Source organism: Dehalococcoides sp. THU4, from assembly GCF_043231265.1.
GTDB classification, from domain to species: Bacteria; Chloroflexota; Dehalococcoidia; order Dehalococcoidales; family Dehalococcoidaceae; genus Dehalococcoides; species Dehalococcoides mccartyi.
The window spans coordinates 195,134-211,542 of record NZ_CP171266.1 but is presented as its reverse complement, the minus strand read 5'-3'; the positions used below and the strand labels follow the sequence as shown (position 1 = coordinate 211,542).

At 49.4% G+C, this 16,409-nt stretch carries 24 protein-coding genes and 1 tRNA gene; 13 read left to right on the top strand and 12 right to left on the bottom strand.

Translation table 11 applies throughout. The features are described from left to right. Nucleotides 1–3 precede the first annotated feature (3 nt). The 4 genes from ACE6F3_RS01140 to gatC all read right to left on the bottom strand — a co-directional run bounded on the left by ACE6F3_RS01140 (nucleotide 4) and on the right by gatC (nucleotide 2,733). Nucleotides 4–378 (bottom strand): DUF2178 domain-containing protein, encoded by a 375-nt coding sequence (locus ACE6F3_RS01140; RefSeq protein ID WP_279115297.1) that lies wholly within the window; start codon nucleotides 376–378, stop codon nucleotides 4–6. A 125-nt stretch (nucleotides 379–503) separates the two neighbouring features. Next, complete coding sequence (locus tag ACE6F3_RS01135) at nucleotides 504–968, bottom strand: glycine zipper family protein (RefSeq protein ID WP_279115300.1); 465 nt, start codon at nucleotides 966–968, stop codon at nucleotides 504–506. 17 nt (nucleotides 969–985) lie between these two features. Then, nucleotides 986–2,446: an Asp-tRNA(Asn)/Glu-tRNA(Gln) amidotransferase subunit GatA gene (gatA, locus tag ACE6F3_RS01130; RefSeq protein WP_279115302.1), complete on the bottom strand. Its 1,461-nt coding sequence runs from the start codon at nucleotides 2,444–2,446 to the stop codon at nucleotides 986–988. Continuing rightward, the gene (gene gatC / locus ACE6F3_RS01125) at nucleotides 2,446–2,733 is read right to left on the bottom strand and encodes an Asp-tRNA(Asn)/Glu-tRNA(Gln) amidotransferase subunit GatC (protein WP_279115304.1); all 288 of its coding nucleotides are present in this window, start codon (nucleotides 2,731–2,733) and stop codon (nucleotides 2,446–2,448) included. The genes gatA and gatC overlap by 1 nt, the downstream gene beginning before the upstream one ends. A 109-nt stretch (nucleotides 2,734–2,842) precedes the next feature. Here gatC and ACE6F3_RS01120 point away from each other — a divergent pair, with 109 nt between their 5' ends. From ACE6F3_RS01120 to hisA, 3 genes are all read left to right on the top strand, one after another. Continuing rightward, nucleotides 2,843–3,223 carry an NfeD family protein gene (locus tag ACE6F3_RS01120; protein WP_279115306.1) on the top strand — a complete coding sequence of 127 codons (381 nt, stop codon included), beginning with the start codon at nucleotides 2,843–2,845 and terminating at the stop codon, nucleotides 3,221–3,223. An 80-nt stretch (nucleotides 3,224–3,303) separates the two neighbouring features. Next, nucleotides 3,304–3,546, top strand: a complete 243-nt coding sequence (locus ACE6F3_RS01115; RefSeq protein ID WP_096476879.1) for a DUF2769 domain-containing protein — start codon at nucleotides 3,304–3,306, stop codon at nucleotides 3,544–3,546. Next, nucleotides 3,477–4,286, top strand: a complete 810-nt coding sequence (hisA, locus tag ACE6F3_RS01110) for a 1-(5-phosphoribosyl)-5-[(5-phosphoribosylamino)methylideneamino]imidazole-4-carboxamide isomerase (protein WP_324664524.1) — start codon at nucleotides 3,477–3,479, stop codon at nucleotides 4,284–4,286. Before ACE6F3_RS01115 ends, hisA begins: the two co-directional genes overlap by 70 nt. Nucleotides 4,287–4,292: 6 nt before the next feature. Here hisA and ACE6F3_RS01105 read toward each other — a convergent pair whose 3' ends face one another. Beyond that, nucleotides 4,293–4,751 carry a GNAT family N-acetyltransferase gene (locus tag ACE6F3_RS01105; RefSeq protein ID WP_279115309.1) on the bottom strand — a complete coding sequence of 153 codons (459 nt, stop codon included), beginning with the start codon at nucleotides 4,749–4,751 and terminating at the stop codon, nucleotides 4,293–4,295. A 131-nt stretch (nucleotides 4,752–4,882) separates the two neighbouring features. Here ACE6F3_RS01105 and hisI point away from each other — a divergent pair, with 131 nt between their 5' ends. Then, the gene (gene hisI / locus ACE6F3_RS01100) at nucleotides 4,883–5,197 is read left to right on the top strand and encodes a phosphoribosyl-AMP cyclohydrolase (protein WP_077975536.1); all 315 of its coding nucleotides are present in this window, start codon (nucleotides 4,883–4,885) and stop codon (nucleotides 5,195–5,197) included. On the opposite strand, the gene ACE6F3_RS01095 is transcribed toward hisI, so the two are convergent. The 4 genes from ACE6F3_RS01095 to rplU all read right to left on the bottom strand — a co-directional run bounded on the left by ACE6F3_RS01095 (nucleotide 5,190) and on the right by rplU (nucleotide 7,048). Next, nucleotides 5,190–6,113, bottom strand: coding sequence for a DUF1385 domain-containing protein (locus ACE6F3_RS01095; protein ID WP_010937016.1), 924 nt, complete (start codon nucleotides 6,111–6,113; stop codon nucleotides 5,190–5,192). The two genes, hisI and ACE6F3_RS01095, sit on opposite strands and share 8 nt — an antisense overlap. Before the next feature lie 79 nt (nucleotides 6,114–6,192). Then, nucleotides 6,193–6,399 carry a 50S ribosomal protein L31 gene (gene rpmE, locus ACE6F3_RS01090; protein WP_010937015.1) on the bottom strand — a complete coding sequence of 69 codons (207 nt, stop codon included), beginning with the start codon at nucleotides 6,397–6,399 and terminating at the stop codon, nucleotides 6,193–6,195. A 6-nt stretch (nucleotides 6,400–6,405) separates the two neighbouring features. Next, nucleotides 6,406–6,660, bottom strand: coding sequence for a 50S ribosomal protein L27 (gene rpmA, locus ACE6F3_RS01085; RefSeq protein ID WP_010937014.1), 255 nt, complete (start codon nucleotides 6,658–6,660; stop codon nucleotides 6,406–6,408). After that, nucleotides 6,650–7,048, bottom strand: coding sequence for a 50S ribosomal protein L21 (rplU, locus tag ACE6F3_RS01080; RefSeq protein ID WP_171973454.1), 399 nt, complete (start codon nucleotides 7,046–7,048; stop codon nucleotides 6,650–6,652). The genes rpmA and rplU overlap by 11 nt, the downstream gene beginning before the upstream one ends. Nucleotides 7,049–7,280: 232 nt before the next feature. Here rplU and ACE6F3_RS01075 point away from each other — a divergent pair, with 232 nt between their 5' ends. Then, nucleotides 7,281–8,189 (top strand): NAD-dependent epimerase/dehydratase family protein, encoded by a 909-nt coding sequence (locus tag ACE6F3_RS01075; protein WP_324664518.1) that lies wholly within the window; start codon nucleotides 7,281–7,283, stop codon nucleotides 8,187–8,189. Here the strand turns inward: ACE6F3_RS01075 and coaE are convergent. After that, nucleotides 8,164–8,760, bottom strand: coding sequence for a dephospho-CoA kinase (gene coaE / locus ACE6F3_RS01070; protein WP_010937011.1), 597 nt, complete (start codon nucleotides 8,758–8,760; stop codon nucleotides 8,164–8,166). The two genes, ACE6F3_RS01075 and coaE, sit on opposite strands and share 26 nt — an antisense overlap. Before the next feature lie 254 nt (nucleotides 8,761–9,014). Between coaE and ACE6F3_RS01065 the strand changes: the two genes are divergently transcribed. The 4 genes from ACE6F3_RS01065 to ACE6F3_RS01050 all read left to right on the top strand — a co-directional run bounded on the left by ACE6F3_RS01065 (nucleotide 9,015) and on the right by ACE6F3_RS01050 (nucleotide 12,098). Then, nucleotides 9,015–9,236: a hypothetical protein gene (locus ACE6F3_RS01065; RefSeq protein ID WP_279115318.1), complete on the top strand. Its 222-nt coding sequence runs from the start codon at nucleotides 9,015–9,017 to the stop codon at nucleotides 9,234–9,236. A 147-nt stretch (nucleotides 9,237–9,383) separates the two neighbouring features. Further along, nucleotides 9,384–10,187 (top strand): GNAT family N-acetyltransferase, encoded by an 804-nt coding sequence (locus ACE6F3_RS01060; protein WP_279115321.1) that lies wholly within the window; start codon nucleotides 9,384–9,386, stop codon nucleotides 10,185–10,187. Between the two features lie 230 nt (nucleotides 10,188–10,417). Next, entirely contained in the window at nucleotides 10,418–11,134 is a 717-nt protein-coding gene (locus ACE6F3_RS01055; RefSeq protein WP_279115322.1) for an AAA family ATPase, read from the top strand. Between the two features lie 472 nt (nucleotides 11,135–11,606). Beyond that, entirely contained in the window at nucleotides 11,607–12,098 is a 492-nt protein-coding gene (locus ACE6F3_RS01050; RefSeq protein WP_010937006.1) for a YajQ family cyclic di-GMP-binding protein, read from the top strand. A gap of 91 nt (nucleotides 12,099–12,189) precedes the next feature. On the opposite strand, the gene ACE6F3_RS01045 is transcribed toward ACE6F3_RS01050, so the two are convergent. Both ACE6F3_RS01045 and ACE6F3_RS01040 read right to left on the bottom strand, forming a co-directional pair. Then, nucleotides 12,190–12,414, bottom strand: coding sequence for a hypothetical protein (locus ACE6F3_RS01045; RefSeq protein WP_010937005.1), 225 nt, complete (start codon nucleotides 12,412–12,414; stop codon nucleotides 12,190–12,192). A 61-nt stretch (nucleotides 12,415–12,475) separates the two neighbouring features. Beyond that, nucleotides 12,476–12,550, bottom strand: a tRNA-Met gene (locus ACE6F3_RS01040). 129 nt (nucleotides 12,551–12,679) lie between these two features. Here ACE6F3_RS01040 and ACE6F3_RS01035 point away from each other — a divergent pair. The 4 genes from ACE6F3_RS01035 to ACE6F3_RS01020 all read left to right on the top strand — a co-directional run bounded on the left by ACE6F3_RS01035 (nucleotide 12,680) and on the right by ACE6F3_RS01020 (nucleotide 16,406). Next, the gene (locus tag ACE6F3_RS01035) at nucleotides 12,680–13,588 is read left to right on the top strand and encodes an EamA family transporter (RefSeq protein WP_279115325.1); all 909 of its coding nucleotides are present in this window, start codon (nucleotides 12,680–12,682) and stop codon (nucleotides 13,586–13,588) included. 72 nt (nucleotides 13,589–13,660) lie between these two features. Further along, nucleotides 13,661–14,698: an AmmeMemoRadiSam system radical SAM enzyme gene (amrS, locus tag ACE6F3_RS01030; protein ID WP_279115328.1), complete on the top strand. Its 1,038-nt coding sequence runs from the start codon at nucleotides 13,661–13,663 to the stop codon at nucleotides 14,696–14,698. After that, complete coding sequence (amrB, locus tag ACE6F3_RS01025) at nucleotides 14,698–16,014, top strand: AmmeMemoRadiSam system protein B (protein ID WP_279115330.1); 1,317 nt, start codon at nucleotides 14,698–14,700, stop codon at nucleotides 16,012–16,014. The genes amrS and amrB overlap by 1 nt, the downstream gene beginning before the upstream one ends. Nucleotides 16,015–16,130: 116 nt before the next feature. Beyond that, entirely contained in the window at nucleotides 16,131–16,406 is a 276-nt protein-coding gene (locus tag ACE6F3_RS01020) for a hypothetical protein (protein WP_279115333.1), read from the top strand. The last annotated feature ends 3 nt before the right edge of the window (nucleotides 16,407–16,409 follow it).

Genomic DNA, 16,409 nt, shown 5'->3' with positions numbered 1-16,409 from the left:
TATTTACATTTTATTCCGGTAATACAGATTAGCCAGGTCATACAGCAAAATAAAGAATAAGGCCATGCCTACCAGCAGCCAGTATTCGGGAGAAGAGGCGGCGTCTTCATTAATCACCATGTAAACCAGAGGGGCAAGACCTATTACCGGGCCGAAAATGCGGATGGTGAAACTGGCAGCCTTTTCCTGAATACGGTACTGGCGTTCGTCTGCCAGTATGCCCTTGACCTGGCTTCTTAAAAATATATTCATACCTATAAAGATAGGCACTACCAGCAGCCCGAACAGGTACAATCCGTTGGCTGCAGCCCAGCCTATGCCGATACCCAGTATTACCGATAGCAAAATAACTATATAGCGGTAAATTTTGATATTCATAGATTGGTATTGTAAAGCTATATTTACAAAATGTCAAGGTATATATACATTTTAGAAACTATCACATAAACGAAAGGCGGCTGTTTGCCAGCCGCCCTGTTCTTTGACTTAAAGAATCAGGTTTTTTAAATGCCGCGCCCCTGCTTGCGGGCGGCAATATCCAGAATAGCGCCTATGACCAGCCCGGTAACCAGCCCTATGGCAATACCGGTGGCCATATTGCTCAGCACAAAACCCAGCCCGGCACCCAGAGCCAGCCCTAGTGCCAGCCAGATACCTATATTTTCGCCGGGGGGTGTCAGCTTGTGCTTACTCTGCAGGTGGATAACAACCCCGTTTAAGGTGTTGAAGTATGACTCTTCATCTGCCTTGGCAACAGGTTTATTGCCCAGGGTTTTCAGGCAGGCGGTCAGGGCATGGCGGAACATACTGCAATCTTCGCAGTTCTGTCCGAAGTTATCCATCTGGTAAAGGACGGTCTCAAGCCATTTCAGACGGTATTTTTTGACCTCTTTGGGGCTAAGGGTCGTTTCCAGGTTGGTAACAGTTTCAATACTGGCCTGATACCAATCACTTGGCTGCTTAATCATGGATTTTCCACACCTCTCTATAACCGGGGAGTTTCCTTGTGCCAGGCGGTAGCGCACTGGAAAGCATGGGCTATGCGCATAATAGTCTGGTCAGCAAAGGGCTTGCCTATAATTTGTAAACCCACTGGTAAACCATCTACAAACCCGGCCGGTATGCTTATGGCGGGCAATCCGGCAATATTTATGGGGATAGTGCAGGTGTCACACATATACATCTCAAAGGGGTCACTCAGCTTTTCGCCGATACTGAAAGGCAAGTTGGGGGTGGTGGGGGTTATAAGGGCGTCATATTTTTCAAAGGCGTTGTTAAACTCCTGGCTTATCAGAGTGCGCACCTTCTGGGCTTTGACATACCAGGCGTCATAATAGCCGGCTGAAAGGGCGTAAGTACCTATCATGATACGCCGTTTTACTTCCGGCCCGAATCCCTTGGCGCGGGTCTTTTCCATAGCTTCCCACATGTTTTCGGTCTGGTTGTAAGAATAACCGTATTTTACCCCGTCATACCGTGACAAATTGGCCGAAGCCTCGGAGGGTGCCAGTATGTAATAAACCGCCAGTGCGTATGGGGTATGGGGCAGGGATACCTCCCGGTCTACGCTTGCACCCAGACCCGAAAGTACTCCCAGGGCGTCATTTATCTTCTCGGCTATATCTGCCCGCATATTCTGGCTGAAATATTCTTTGGGTACACCCAGTTTAAACCCCTTTATATCCCCGTCAAGGCAGCTGCTGAAATCAGGCACTGTCTGGGGGACGGAGGTGGAGTCACGGTCATCAAAGCCGGCAATGGCATTCATTACCAGAGCACAGTCCAAAACATCTTTGGTAAAAGGGCCTATCTGGTCAAGCGAACTGGCAAAGGCTACCAGCCCGTAGCGGCTTACCATACCGTAGCTGGGTTTCAGTCCGGTAACACTGCAGAAGCTGGCCGGTTGGCGGATAGAACCGCCGGTATCCGAACCCAGCGAGAATACTGCTTCCGAAGCAGCCACACAGGCAGCCGAACCGCCGGAAGAGCCGCCGGGAACTTTGGCGGTATTCCAGGGATTATGGGTGGTAAAGAAGGCCGAGTTTTCGGTGGAAGAACCCATGGCAAATTCGTCCATGTTGGTTTTACCCAGCAGCACCGCCCCTTCTTCGGCCAGTTTGTCCACCACGTGGGCATTATACGGCGGCACAAAGTTTTCCAGCATCTTGGAGGAACAGGTGGTGCGGATACCTTTGGTGCATAATACATCTTTAAGGGCCATGGGGATACCGGTTAGCGGGCGGATATGCCCCTGTTTTATAGCTTCGTCAGCCGCTTTAGCCTGGGCTAAAGCACTCTCAGGGCAGACAGTCATAAAAGCCTTTATCTCAGGCTCAAGTTTTTCTATCCTGTCCAGATGGGCTTGGGTAAGCTCGGCGGATGACAGTTTCCGTTCTTTCAGCAGTTTGTGGGACTGGGCAATGGTCAGCTTGATTAAATCTGTCATTATTCCATCACCGCCCGTATCCGCACATAAGCACCCTCGCGTCTGGGGGCATTTGAAAGTATTTCCTCACGGTCATAAGAGGGCTTTATAATATCCTCTTTGAGTACGCTTTTAATCGGGGTGGACTGGGCGGTCGGCTCTACGCCGGTGGTATCCACCTGCTGCAGTACCTCAAAATGCTCCAGCAAGGCCGAAAGCTCTTTACTCAAGCGGTTTATTTCATCTTCCTCCAGCCCCAGTTTAGCCAGGCGGGCAATGTGGAGTACATCTTCGCGGTTTAGCTTCATAATATCCCCCGTTTACAAGTCCCCAGATTATAACACCGCCGCCAAATACGGGCAACAAAGCCCCCTTTTGGTTGTATTAAGGTGAGGGGGTTGTTGGTATAATAACGCTATGAATATCCGCCTGGTCTGGACTGTATTTACTACGCTTTTAGAAGGGGCAGGCATTGCCCTGCTGGGTTTATGGCTGCTGCCGAAAGCGGATTTCCCCCTGCCGCTTTGGGTGGTGCTGCTTGCCGAAGGGGTTTTGCTGGTACTAGCGGTGTATTTTTACCATGTGGGTACAGTTACGCTTGACCAGAAACCGCTTACCGGTGCGGAAACTATTATCGGCAGCAGTGCGGTAGTGGTGGAAAACTTAAACCCGCAGGGGATGGTACGACTGGACGGGGAGCTTTGGGAGGCAGTCACTTCTGAAGCCGTCATATCCAGCGGGCAGGAAGTGGTGGTAATAGGGCGGGATAAAATGCGTCTTAGGGTAAAACCCAAATAGAGCCGTTCTTTCGCTAAAAACCGCCAAGATGTTATAATGGCGGCAATCTCAGGCAGGTCTCGGTAAAAGGGGGCTTAAGCGTGAATAACAATAATCCGGTTAAAAAGCTGATACTTGGGTTTAACAGTAAGCTCTGTCTGTGTAAAAAATGCCCCAGTTACCCGGGGCATAAGGATAAAGTGGTCTACTGTGAGCGGGCAAAAAGCCCGTATGTAATCAGCAAAACAAGCTGTCTTTGCCCCCAGTGCCGGGTATGGAAGCTGAACCATTTTGCGGAGACATATTACTGCAGCAGCGGCGCTGCCCCGTTATCCCGTATTTAGGCGGTAGTTTCAAGAGAGGTGTCAAAATAGAAATAATACCGGCAATAGATATTTTAGGCGGCAGGTGTGTCCGCCTTCTTCAGGGTGATTATGCTCAGGAAACGGTATACTCTCCGGACCCGGTGGGTACGGCTATGCGCTGGCAGTCTCTGGGCGCTCCCCGCCTGCACGTGGTGGATTTGGACGGTGCTGCTGACGGGGAAAGTGTTAACTTTGAGCTTATAAAAGAAATAGCCAATTCCGCCCTTATACCGGTGGAAGTGGGTGGCGGTATCCGCAGTATGGATACAGTAAGGAAACTGCTTACGGCCGGGGTTGACCGGGTAATACTGGGTACGGCAGCGGTGGAAAACCCGGAGCTGGTCAGGGAAATATGTGCCAGATACGCTGACTCGGTAGCCGTCAGTATAGACGCCAGGAATGGCAAGGTGGCCACTCGCGGCTGGGTAAACAGTACCGAAGTGGATGCTTTGGAACTGGCCCGCAGTATGAAAAAACTGGGTGTGAAGCGTTTTATTTACACTGATATAAGCCGTGACGGCACTCTGAGTGAGCCTAACTTCGCGGCTATACGAGACCTTATTTCGGCTATAAATATGCCGGTTATAGCTTCAGGGGGTGTTTCCAGCCTGAGCCATTTGCGCCTTTTGAAAGATATCGGTGCGGAGGGGGCTATTGTGGGCAAGGCCATTTATACCGGTGACCTGAACCTTAAACGGGCCTTTGAAGAGTTGTCCTAGATTAGCTTAGAAATCTGTTTCATACATCAGGTAGTGGCTGGGGGTCATGCCCAGTTCGGCATAGGTGGCTTGGGCGCGTTTGTTTTCTTTCTCCACATATAAACGCAGGCCGCAGACATTGCCTGCTTCTTTAGCCTGTGCGGTCAGATTTTCATACATAGCCCGGAAGATACCCTGGCGGCGGAATTCGGGCTTTATATATACACTCTGAATCCACCAGTAAAATTTATTCCGCCAGTCACTCCATTCGTAGGTAACCATAAGCGAACCGGCGGTTTCCCCGTTACACTCGGCTATCAGGTAAAAGCCGTATCCGGGGTTTTCAAAAAGATAGGCTGCCCCTTTCATAGTAACGTCTTTATCCAGTGCCTTGTCTTCAGTTTCCAGGGCCATAGATGCATTAAAACCGGCAATCGTATTTGTATCACGGCTGTCTGCCCGGCGGATGCAAAGTGACTTCTCCAAAACATACCCCCTGTGTTTTGATGTATACTTATCTTGTACGTTTAATATCACTTACAAGATGCACTTTAAACCAATTCCTGATAAAATAACATTTTCTACGCAAAAATAAAAACGGGAGATAATGTATTCAAATGGAACTCAAACTGGACGACAAAGGGCTTATAGCCGCCATAGTACAGGATGTGAAGGATGGCACGGTGCTGATGCTGGGCTATATGAACCCCGAATCCTTCAAGCTCACTCAGGAAACCGGCAGTGTCTGGTTTTACAGCCGCAGCCGCCAGGAGCTTTGGAACAAAGGCGCTACCTCCGGCAACAAGCTTATTGTCAAGGAAATGTACCTTGACTGTGACAAGGATGCTGTGCTGGTAAAGGCTGAACCTATGGGCCCCACCTGCCACACCGGCAACCGCAGCTGCTTTTTCACACCGGTAGAGCTTAAGTAGCCGCTTCGCACTCAGGGCAGGCTTTTTGGGGAATATAATCGGGGTTGTCCATCTCTACTGTCTTTTTAAGGGCGGTGATGGCAACCTCGATTTGTTTTATATCCGGCTGGCGGGTAGTCAGTGACTGCAAAGCCAGGCCCGGTTTAATCAAAAAGCGGACTACCGGGTTGTGGCAGTGTCCGGCGCTGAAACGGGTAAATTCATAACTTAAGGCTGCAATTACCGGCACCAGTATTATCCGGGAAGCAAACATAACCGCAAAGGCAGGCTTGCCTATCAGGCTGAATACCAGTATGGCTATTACCATTACCGCCAGCAGAAAGCTGGTGCCGCAGCGGAGGTGGGCGGTAGAGTAAGTTTTTATTTCGGCAGCCCTTTCCAGTTCAAGCGGCACACCGGCCTCAAAGGCGTTTATGGTGGCATGTTCCGCCCCGTGGTAGCCGAAAACCCGTTTGATATCCGGTGTCAGGGTGACCAGTTTTATATAAATGACAAATATCACCAGCCTTACTATACCCTCAATCAGGTTAAACAAAACGGCTGATTCCAAAAAGGAACTCATAAGGTTAGTGATGAACAAGGGCGCCAGAAAGAAAAGGGCTACGCTGGAACCCAGTGACACCAAAAGCATCAGCCACAAAAGCCCGCCCGAAAGTTCTTCTTCCTCTTCCTTAAGGGCTATATTGGCCGAATATATAAGGCTCTGAATGCCCAGAATCATGCTCTCAATAAGTACAATAGCCCCCCGTATCACGGGCATTTTGCGCCATTTGCTGGTATAAAGCGAATGCAGGGGTCTTACTTCGGTGGTGATTTCACCGCCGGGGTTGCGTACCGCAGTGACCAGGTTTTTCTGGCCGCGCATCATTACCCCTTCAAGTACCGCCTGTCCGCCGTAATAAAATTTTTCTGCCAATATACTACTCCGTCATAAACAAAAAGGAGCGGCTTTTAGTACCGCTCCTTTTATTATCGCATTTTTAAATGGTAAATGCTTAGGTTTTGTTGCCGTAACGCTGGCGGAATTTCTCCACCCGTCCGGCGGTGTCAACCATTCTTTTCTCACCGGTGTAGAAGGGGTGGCACTGGGCACAAAGCTCTACCTTGATGCTGTCTTTGGTAGAACCCACTGTAAAAGTGTTGCCGCAGGCACAGCTTACGTTGGTGGCGGTATTATATTTAGGGTGTATTTTTTCCTTCATACGGCCTTAGTCAGCAACTACGCTGACTTTCCTCCTGTCATTAGTGGTGGGCTCAAACTTCACCACACCCTCGCAGGTGGCGAAGATGGTATAGTCACGCCCCAGCCCCACATTTTCACCGGGGTGAATGCGGGTGCCTCTCTGGCGGACAATAATTGTCCCTGAGTGCACTTTTTCACCGGCAAAACGTTTTACGCCCAGCATTTTGGGCTTGCTATCACGTCCGTTCTTTGTAGAACCCGCACCTTTTTTATGCGCCATCTGTAGTTACCTCGTTAGTTTTCTTGGCTCTGGGCTTGCGGGCAGGCTTTTCGGCAGCCCCGCCGGTCAGAATCTCACCTATAGTCAGTACAGTGTACAGCTGGCGATGTCCCGTTTTCTTGTGATTGCGGGATTTAGCCTTGAAACGGTAAGCAAAGACCTTGTCACCCTTGATATGGCCGGCAACAGTGGCAGTTACCTTGGCACCCGGAACAGTGGGGGAGCCTATAGTAACGGTTTCACCGTCATTAAGCATCAGAACCTTGTCCAGTTCAATGCTGTCACCCTCAGCCAGGTCAAGCAAATCCACTTCAACCAGCTGGCCGGGTGTTACCTTGTATTGTTTTCCACCGGATTCAATTATGGCGTAAATGTTGACACCTCCCAAAAGCAAAGCAATATTATACAGTAGAATATATTAAAACGCAAAGCCACCTGGCTTTTAAACAAAACCTTCTAAAAATAATATGTTAGAGCGGCTCTTGTCAAGAACCTCTGCCATATTTACCCCTATAATTTAGCTTAAAACCGCCAAATTAGCAAAAATTTCTTTTGGGGGGATATACATTTCGGTTGGCCTGTGGAGTTATACTCAGAGTATCCGGCGAAGGAGGGGCAAAATGACTAACAGAGTATTTGTCAGCGGCGGCAGCGGTTTTGTAGGCGGGCATTTGCTGCCCAGGCTGGCTGAAAACGGTTTTAAAATCCGTCTGCTGGTTATGAATGAGGCCGAAGCCAAGCGGGTAAAAACCCCCGGAGTGGAGTTTGTGTATGGTACGGTAAATGACCTGCCGGTGCTTATGGAGAGTATGAAAGATATCTTTGCCGTAATCCATCTGGTGGCCATACTGCGTGAAAATAAAGATATTACCTTTGATAAGGTAAATATAGAGGGCACAAAAAACATGCTGGCGGCGGCTGACCAAAACGGGGTGAAAAGATTTATCCACATGGGGATACTGGGTGCCAGTGCCGACCCCCGTTTTACTTACCTCCATTCCAAGTATCTGGCTGAAGAAGCGGTCAGTAAGTCCGGTCTGGATTACAGTATTTTAAAGCCTTCGGTCATGTTCGGGCAGGGAGCAGGTTTTATAACTGCCCTTATCCGTTCATTTAAGCCCTATCCCTTACTTGCCCCGGTTGCCGGAAACGGCAAAACCCGCCTTCAGCCCATTTGGGTGGAGGACGTGGTCAGCTGCCTGCTGAAAATGCTGGACGGGGAAAAGATACATCAGAGCGTACAGATTGGCGGACCCCGGATATTTACTTATGATGAGGTTCTTTCGGCGGTGATGCAGGCTATGGGGGTAAAAAAGCCCCGTTTGCATGTACCGGTGGGTTTAATGCGTCCGCTGGTCTGGCTGATGGAACGCACCAGTTCCAACCCGCCCATTACTCTGCCGGAGTTGAAAGCTTTGTCGGTAGACAATATAACTGCCGAAGATGCCGTAAAGACAGAGTTCGGCTTTGACCCCAAGCCTCTTTCGGAAGGGCTTGATTACCTTAAGCTAGCTCCAGCCGTTCCTTAGCCAGCAGCTGCACACAGCTTTTCAGGTCTTCAAAGCGGCAGTTGTTGTTTATGACAATACTTGCGTATTTGAGGCGTTCATTATCGGTGGCTTGGGACTGGATACGGGCCATAACCTGCTCGCGGCTCAGACCCATGCGGTTGCGTAGCCGTTTGAAAATGCTTTCTTTGGGAGCGGTAATAAGCCAGACTTCATTTACCAGTTTTAACCAGCCGGCCTCTACCAGCAGAGGGGCTTCTATGGCTACGGCCTTTATGCCTTTTTGACGGTATTCTTCCAGCAGGGAAGCAATGGCCTGTTCTATCAGGGGGTGGGTGATTTTATTCAGGTGCTCCAGCCTTTCGGGATATCCGAAGACCAGTTCGCCCAGTATCTTGCGGTTGATACTCCCGTCAGGGTTCATAACCTCATTGCCGAAAACGTCGGTTATCCTGGTGCGGATACCTTTATTCTGGAGTACACGGTGGCCAATCTCGTCGGCGTCAATGATATTAACCCCTAGTTCCTTTAAATAACGGCAAACGGTAGTCTTGCCACTGCCGATACCACCGGTAATGCCTACAATTTTCATTGGATTAGTCTAGTCTTTTAAAAAAATCAGGTCAAGTAAATTCCGGCTTCAAATACTTTTAGATGTCCTGAACAGATTTTCATATTTCGCTGGCAGGCAGGTTTTGCCTACGTATCTTCTTGCCAAAACTAATACACTCTTTATCTTTAAATACGTATGCATACTAATTGTTAGGTGCAAGCCCCTGTGGGATAGTTGAAATAGAGGTTGGCACTTCCTAAATGAAGGGCGGAATTGCCGCCGGGAGGTGATTTATGAGTACTAAAAGCTTAACCGTGCCTGAAAATGAGATGCTGGCGGGTATACTCAAAAACTATATCGGTGAGCTTCGGGTAGAGATAATCCATACTGAAACGGGTACTTACAAAAAAGCCCTGCATGCCCGGGAGAAGATTTTGCTCGGCATACTTCGTAAGCTGGAGTTGGCTGCAGGCGAAGGTAAACCCGGGTCTCCGCTGGGGAACAAAGCTTCCTGAACTGCCTTAGGGCAAATAGGCTATCAGTCCGGTATTTCCGTTAGCAGCCGGAATTGCCCGCCATTTGGACTTGATACGGGCGTGAGGCGGAAATATTTGGGTCGGGTTATTGTGGAAACAGGGCAGAGCGGCTAAAGTATTAGGTATATGAACCTTAACCTACATTTGGCGGTTTCTCTGGAAGAGCTTCAGGCTCAGCGCCGGGCTGACTATGTGGCAGCCAGAGTCCGTTTGCACCCTGATTTAGACAGCTGTGTCCGTGAGTTTAAGGGTGCGTTTATTATCTATGACGGAGAAGCGTCCCCTATAAACCGGGTAATGTGCCTGGGACTAAAAGAAAGCATACTTGAAGAAGACCTGACCGGTCTGGAGGAGTTTTATAACGGACATGGTCTTAAGGCTATGCTGGACGTCTGTCCGCTGGCCGAAGAAGATATGATTTATCTGCTGGGCAAACGGGGTTATACGGTTTATCAGTTTGACAGTGTGCTGGTACATGAAGTAAGCAGTTTCCGCCTTGAGATAAAAGAGCCGCCGGGTATAGTTATCTGGCCGGTAAACAAAAATAACTACCTTACCTGGCTGGATGTGGTCAGCCGGGGTTTTTCCGCTGCAGAGGCAGACCTGCCCTCTATGCAGTCTATCTGCGAGCCGAACTATCACAGCCGCAATTCTTCTGCCTATCTGGCCTATCTGGACGGCAAACCGGCCGGGGGCGGGGTTTTATATGTCCGGGGGCATATGGCTGAACTGGGGGGAGACGCCACTTTACCGGATTTCCGCCGCCGGGGAGTTCAGACTGCCCTTATCCAGCACCGCCTGAAAGCTGCCCGCAAAATGGGCGTCCGCCAGATGGTTTTTGTGGCTGCTCCGGGTACTTCATCTGAGCGCAATGCCCGCCGGGCTGGTTTTGAACTGGCCTACAGCCGGGCGCTGTTCCTCCAGCCCTGAGGGAGTAAAGCGGCAAAATCCGCCGCTATTTCCGGCAGGAAAGTATTTTCACTTGGCTTCTTTGAGTCTTTTGTCCCGTAGTTCCCTTATATTCCTATCCGCCTTTAAGATGTTATTTAAATACCACTTTGCCAGCCGGATTTCCTGCCTTATTTGGCAGTATGCGTTGACAGCTTTATCCCTGCGTCATACAATGGCAGCAAATTGTTTATGGCAACGAGGCAGCGCTGATGTTTCTGGACAGGGTAATAATCAGGTCAGACAGATTTCCGGATAACAGCCTTTACCCTTTTAATCTGGATGTGCTGCATAAAACCTCCGAAATAACTTTTAGTAAGCCGGTTACTTTTTTTATTGGAGAGAACGGCAGCGGCAAGTCCACTTTGCTCAGGGCAATCTGCCGCAGGGTCGGTGTGCATATCTGGGAAGATACCAGCCGCCTGACGCTGGATAATAACCCCTATGCAGACCGCCTTTCAGACTATCTGGAACTCGGTTTGCCCCAAGGCGGGGTAAAAGGTTCCTTTTTTGATTCGCGCACTTTTCAGGACTTCACCCGTTTTCTGGATGAATGGGCAGCGGCTTCGCCGGATATCCTGAAATACTTCGGCGGGGATTCCCTTGCCAACCGTTCTCACGGCCAGTCACTGATGCAGTATTTTGAATCCCGTTACAGGATAAAAGGCCTGTATTTCATGGATGAGCCCGAAACGGCTTTATCACCCAAAAGCCAGCTTATGCTGTTGAAGCTCTTAAGTCAGGCCTCCGCCTCAGACCATAACCAGTTTATCATTGTCAGCCATTCGCCTATTCTGCTGGCCTGCCCGAATGCGGCCATATATACTTTTGATACCTCACCTGTTTCCTCTATAGGGTATTACGATACCCAGTACTATCGTATATACCGTGATTTTCTGAATAACCCCGCGCCCTTCTTTGAGCAGTAAGCCTGTATGGGATATCCGGCTCAGGTGTGTTTGTTAAATTTAGAAGTCATACATATTTGCCGCTTAAACAGTATTGCCAAAATAAAATAATTCTGGCATAATTTACCCATACTTATAAACAACGGTTGAAAATTAAAAAGTTGATAACCTTTGTTGGTCCTGCCGGGGGAAATCAGGGTGCTGTCGGTTGAGGCGCCGAGCGGCTTAATTATCATCCAGGTCCCCTCCCGTGGGCGGAGCCCTGAGCGTAATCGGGCTAGCGGCAGGACCAGCTTATTTTTTAAAGAGGTTTGAAGACCTCTTTTTTTGTTTTAAGAGGGTTTGCCGTCTGCTTATTTTTGCAGCCCAGGTTATGCTTGGGTATTTTTATATTTATATACGGGCATAGCCTCCGTTAGCGTTTTTCTTTGCGGAAATTTAATCCGGTACGTGTTACAATAGCGGGTATTATACAAGCAGTATGGGAGGGAATATGCCGTCTCTAGATGTGGTAAGCGTAGTAGACATGCAAGCCATGGACAATGCCGTAAATAATGCCAAGCGTGACCTTGGAAACCGATATGATTTTAAGAACGCCAAGTACGAGCTGGTTTTAAACCGCAAAGACAAGAAAATAGAAATAGTTGCCGAAGATGAGTTTAAACTTAAGGCTATTATTGAAACTTTGATTCAGCAGTGTGTCCGGTTCAAGCTGGACAGCAAGTGCCTGGATGTTGCAGATGCCCATACCGTTTCGCTGGGGGCTGCCAAAACCGAGATAAAAATAAAAGATGGCCTGACCAAAGAAACCGCTTCTAAGATAACCAAGTTTATAAAATCAACCAAGCTCAAGCTGGATTCTGCCATACAGGGTGAACAGATACGTATAACCGGCAAGCAGATTGATGATTTGCAGGAGATAATGCAGCTGCTTAACGGGCAGGACTTTGACGTACCCCTGCAATATGTAAACATGAAGCGTTAGGCTTTTATACCCATAAACAAGAAAAGCCCGCCTTAAAAGCGGGCTTCATAATTTATATAGGCCTGTTTCAGGAAGTGTTTAAGCTGAAAGCTTACTTTTTCTTATCCAGAAAATCCCGTATCTTATAGGTCAGGTCAGCTACGTGGTTATTCATTTCCACCATGTCATCTGCAGACAGCTCGGCATGGAGCAGGCTGAACCAGGTCTCCCCGCTTAATCCCACCAGGGCATAGTCATCCAGAGTTTCTCTGGTGCCGTCTTTGTAGTTTACCGTAATGTAGGACACTTCTTTTTTGGTACCGTCTATTTTAAGCACTTTTCTCCTCCTATAGAAAAAGCCCCCCGGTCTTATTCCGGAAGGCTTTTAGCTTTAGAATTGGTAGCGGGGATAGGATTCGAACCTATGGCCTTCGGGTTATGAGCCCGACGAGCTACCACTGCTCCACCCCGCGTCAATATGCCCTGATAGTATAGTTATAATACCCGCCAAAGTCAAACGCAGCAAAGGGTTGGCAAGGTTTTTGAAGATGCCTGAGGCATTTAAAAATATGCTGTTATAGTGTAGACTAAGTCATTCGGATATGTCTTGGTTTTTTGCAGCTCTACTGGCCACTGCCCTTTTGAGCGTGGTGAATATTCTGGACGGGCATCTTCTCCAAAAAAGATTTCCCAGTCTAAAAGCTTTTATCCTGCCGGTAGGGCTTCTGATGGTAAGCTACAATCTTCCTCTGGCTTTGGTATTCCCCTTTGCCGAAGGCACTCCCCCGGACATTATCCTTCTGGCGGTTACGGCTGGTCTTCTGCGTGCCTTTTCTGTTTACATAATGTTGTTTGCCCTTAAGACTGAAGAAGTCTCACGGGTGATACCCATCTATTATTCGTACCCCATTTTTGTAAGCCTTATGGCCGTACCTTTGCTGGGCGAAAGCATAGGCTTGCTCAGGTGGCTGGCCATACTGGCGGTGGTGGGGGGTGTCATACTGGTATCTGCCCGCAAAAACGGTAATGGCAGGCCGTTCCGTCTGGGCAGAACTACGGTTTTGCTGATACTGGCCGGGCTGCTTATATCCGGGTCTGATGTAATAAACAAGCACGTGCTGGAAGTGATTACCTTCTGGAACAGCTACTGGATAAGCGGCGTATGTCTGGCGCTGTTTCTGCTGGCAGTATCTTTCCGCAGGAGTGTTTTCGCCGAACTGAAGGGTCTTGCAAAGCCGCTGCTTTGTTACTCGCTGATAGTTTTAGATGAACTCTTTCTGTTCGGGGGAATGCTGCTCCTTCTTTGGGCTATCCAGCACGGCCCTATTTCGCTGGTTTCGGCTATTTCCAGTACCCGTCCCCTGTTCGTGCTGGTATATGCCTTTGTGTTGTTACGCCTGATACCGGGTTTCCTTTTGGAATGGCCTGCCGGCAGAAGGCTGCGGATACTCCAGATATGCGGGGTGGTTTTAACGGTGGGTGGTATTGCCGCCATGAATCTTTTTGATTAACCCCTGTTAAGACTGGTGTGAAGCTGTGTTTTTTACCGGGGGTGGTGTTATAATCTAGTTGGAGGAGCAATTATGCACGAAGCCCTGCTCTACCAGAAAATGCCCCACAACATAACCCGCTGTCATACCTGCCAGTGGAGCTGCCGTATAAACCCCAATCACCTGGGTGTTTGCCAGGTCTACCAGAATATAAGCGGTTCTCTGTTCAGCCTTAATTACGGGCGTACTTCCTCGGTGGCGGTAGACCCCATAGAAAAGAAGCCGCTCTATCATTTTTATCCCGGCAGTCAGGTGTTTTCGCTGGGCAGCTGGGGGTGCAATTTCCACTGTTCCGGCTGCCAGAACTGGGAGATTGCCTGCCCGGATACCTATGAAAGGCTGTTTAACTCCCGCACCCTTTTACCCGAACAGGCGGTAAATATGGCTAAAGAGTACCATTGCCAGGGAATAGCTTTTACCTATAACGAACCCACTGTCTGGTTTGAATATACCCTGGACTGTGCCCGTCTGGCCAAAAACAGCGGCTTGTATACCGTATATGTGACCAATGGTTATATGTCTACCCAGGCACTGGATACTATCGGCCCTTATCTGGATGCTTTCCGGGTGGATATAAAGGGTTTTAAGGCTGGTACTTATCAGAAATTATCCAAAATACAGCATTGGGAAAAAATATTGACTACTACCGAGAGGGCAAAAGCCCAGTGGGGTATGCACGTGGAAGTGGTAACAAATATTATTCCCGCATATAATGATGACTCTGAACAGCTTACCGGCATAGCCCGCTGGATAAAAACCCGCCTGGGAGAGCTTACTCCCTGGCACGTTACCCGCTTTTATCCCTGCCGGGATATGCAGAACACGCCCTCTACGCCGCTTGAGACTCTGGAAAAGGCGGTTGAAATAGGTAAGGGCGAAGGGCTGAAATACATATATCTGGGGAATGTCCCCGGACATAAAAGCGAGACCACCTGCTGCCCTGAGTGCGGACAGGCACTTATCCGCCGCAAAGGTTATAACAGCGAAATATGCGGTCTGGATAATGACCGATGCCGCCGTTGCCAGTCAAAGCTTTATATCCGGCTCTCTTCCCCGGCGGAAGGTGAATAATGTTAAGACCAGCGTCTGCAGCCGGGCGTTATTATCCGGCCAGCAAAGAGAAAATCCGTTCAGTTATTGCCCCTATGGAAGTAAAAGGGGTGGCCAAGGAACGGTATTTGGGGGCGGTAATGCCCCATGCCGGTTATCCGTATTCGGGAGGGGTAGCCATGGCGGTAGCCTCCCGCTTAGACTTGCCTGAGACAGCTGTTATACTTGGCCCCAGCCATACGGGCATAGGGGCGGAATATGCCATAATGGCATCTGGCATCTGGCAGACGCCTATGGGAGAGGTGGAAATAGACTCCCCTCTGGCCCACTCTATTATGAAATACTGCCGCCATATAAAGGCAGACCCGTCTGCCCACCAGTATGAACACTCTATAGAAGTACAGCTGCCGATACTCCAGTACTTCAAGCCTAATATAAAAATAGTTCCCCTGACTGTTTCTTTCGGCAAGGCTGAAACGCTGGCTGAAATAGGGCATGGCATTGCCAGTGCCCTCAGGGAAACCGGGCGTGAGGCAATTATTATTGCCTCCTCAGATATGACCCACTATGAATCCCAGGCAGATGCCCACCAAAAAGACAGCCTGGCGCTGGATGCTATTATAAAGCTGGATGCCGCCCAGATGCTGGAAATAATACAGCAAAACCACATAACTATGTGCGGTTTTGCCCCGGTAGCGGCCATGCTTACCGCCGTAAAGGAAATGGGGGCTAAGCGGGCCAGAGTGGTGGCTTACCAGACCAGCGGTGATGTCACCCATCATCTGGACCAGGTAGTGGGGTATGCCGGGCTGGTTGTTGAACAAACTGAAGAATCCCCCCAGGTAGCACTGGCCAGAGCGGCGGTGGAGACTTTTGTCAGAGAGAAAAAGGTTATTACCCCGTCAGCCGAAATATCCGCTGAGCTTACCGGAGAAGCCGGTGTCTTTGTTTCACTTAAGAAACTGGGAGAACTCCGGGGCTGCATAGGCACTTTTGAACCCCGTTTTGATAATATTGCAGATGAGATTGTCTCTAATGCCGTAAGTTCCTCAAGCAAAGACCCCCGCTTTGAACCTGTGTCAGAGTGGGAGCTGCCGTTTTTAAGTTACAGTGTTGATGTGCTTACCCCGCCCCAGGCGGTAGAGGATATAAACAGTCTGGATGCTAAAAAGTACGGGGTGATAGTGGAAAGCGGCCACCTAAGGGGGCTGCTGCTGCCTGATTTGGAGGGGGTTGATACCCCGTCAGAACAGATAGCCATTTGCCGCCAGAAGGCTGGCATAGCCCCGGACGCCCCGGTCAGGCTTTACCGTTTTGAGGTGCAAAGGTATCATTAGCATTTTAGTACGGCGGGGGATATTTGCCGGGCGGGTGCAAGTAAATTTGCCTGCCTTGTGGTACAATTTCCTTTGGTTTATTCTTGGTTTAGCTTATAAGCTGGAGGCAGACTAACATGGCATACGGAAGTGGTGCCGGGGCATACGCGGCTATCGCTCAGGCAACCAAGGCCTCAGGGGTTATAGTCCGCCTGGAGCCGCAGGAATTTTTGGCTGTGCTTAACCGGATAAAAGACCCGCTCATAGTTACTGCTAAGTCCGGCTGGCCGGCATCTGGACACCAGTACCTTACCAGTTTCAAGGGGCTGGCTTTTTATACAAAATCTTCTTCTCCGTTGGTGCTGCCCGGCATGGCAGATATAATCACCGCCCAGAGTATTTGGATACCCTAATAG

Excerpts from the sequence above, each read along its gene's own strand:
- ACE6F3_RS01060 (WP_279115321.1), top strand. The coding sequence starts at position 9,384 with ATGAACCTTAACCTACATTTGGCGGTTTCTCTGGAAGAGCTTCAGGCT.
- ACE6F3_RS01055 (WP_279115322.1), top strand. The coding sequence starts at position 10,418 with ATGTTTCTGGACAGGGTAATAATCAGGTCAGACAGATTTCCGGATAAC.
- ACE6F3_RS01035 (WP_279115325.1), top strand. The coding sequence starts at position 12,680 with ATGTCTTGGTTTTTTGCAGCTCTACTGGCCACTGCCCTTTTGAGCGTG.
- hisI (WP_077975536.1), top strand. The coding sequence starts at position 4,883 with ATGGAACTCAAACTGGACGACAAAGGGCTTATAGCCGCCATAGTACAG.
- ACE6F3_RS01135 (WP_279115300.1), bottom strand. The coding sequence starts at position 968 with ATGATTAAGCAGCCAAGTGATTGGTATCAGGCCAGTATTGAAACTGTT.
- amrS (WP_279115328.1), top strand. The coding sequence starts at position 13,661 with ATGCACGAAGCCCTGCTCTACCAGAAAATGCCCCACAACATAACCCGC.
- ACE6F3_RS01050 (WP_010937006.1), top strand. The coding sequence starts at position 11,607 with ATGCCGTCTCTAGATGTGGTAAGCGTAGTAGACATGCAAGCCATGGAC.
- ACE6F3_RS01140 (WP_279115297.1), bottom strand. The coding sequence starts at position 378 with ATGAATATCAAAATTTACCGCTATATAGTTATTTTGCTATCGGTAATA.
- ACE6F3_RS01065 (WP_279115318.1), top strand. The coding sequence starts at position 9,015 with ATGAGTACTAAAAGCTTAACCGTGCCTGAAAATGAGATGCTGGCGGGT.
- ACE6F3_RS01075 (WP_324664518.1), top strand. The coding sequence starts at position 7,281 with ATGACTAACAGAGTATTTGTCAGCGGCGGCAGCGGTTTTGTAGGCGGG.
- gatC (WP_279115304.1), bottom strand. The coding sequence starts at position 2,733 with ATGAAGCTAAACCGCGAAGATGTACTCCACATTGCCCGCCTGGCTAAA.
- rpmE (WP_010937015.1), bottom strand. The coding sequence starts at position 6,399 with ATGAAGGAAAAAATACACCCTAAATATAATACCGCCACCAACGTAAGC.
- rpmA (WP_010937014.1), bottom strand. The coding sequence starts at position 6,660 with ATGGCGCATAAAAAAGGTGCGGGTTCTACAAAGAACGGACGTGATAGC.
- ACE6F3_RS01020 (WP_279115333.1), top strand. The coding sequence starts at position 16,131 with ATGGCATACGGAAGTGGTGCCGGGGCATACGCGGCTATCGCTCAGGCA.
- amrB (WP_279115330.1), top strand. The coding sequence starts at position 14,698 with ATGTTAAGACCAGCGTCTGCAGCCGGGCGTTATTATCCGGCCAGCAAA.
- hisA (WP_324664524.1), top strand. The coding sequence starts at position 3,477 with ATGGAAGCTGAACCATTTTGCGGAGACATATTACTGCAGCAGCGGCGC.
- coaE (WP_010937011.1), bottom strand. The coding sequence starts at position 8,760 with ATGAAAATTGTAGGCATTACCGGTGGTATCGGCAGTGGCAAGACTACC.
- gatA (WP_279115302.1), bottom strand. The coding sequence starts at position 2,446 with ATGACAGATTTAATCAAGCTGACCATTGCCCAGTCCCACAAACTGCTG.
- ACE6F3_RS01120 (WP_279115306.1), top strand. The coding sequence starts at position 2,843 with ATGAATATCCGCCTGGTCTGGACTGTATTTACTACGCTTTTAGAAGGG.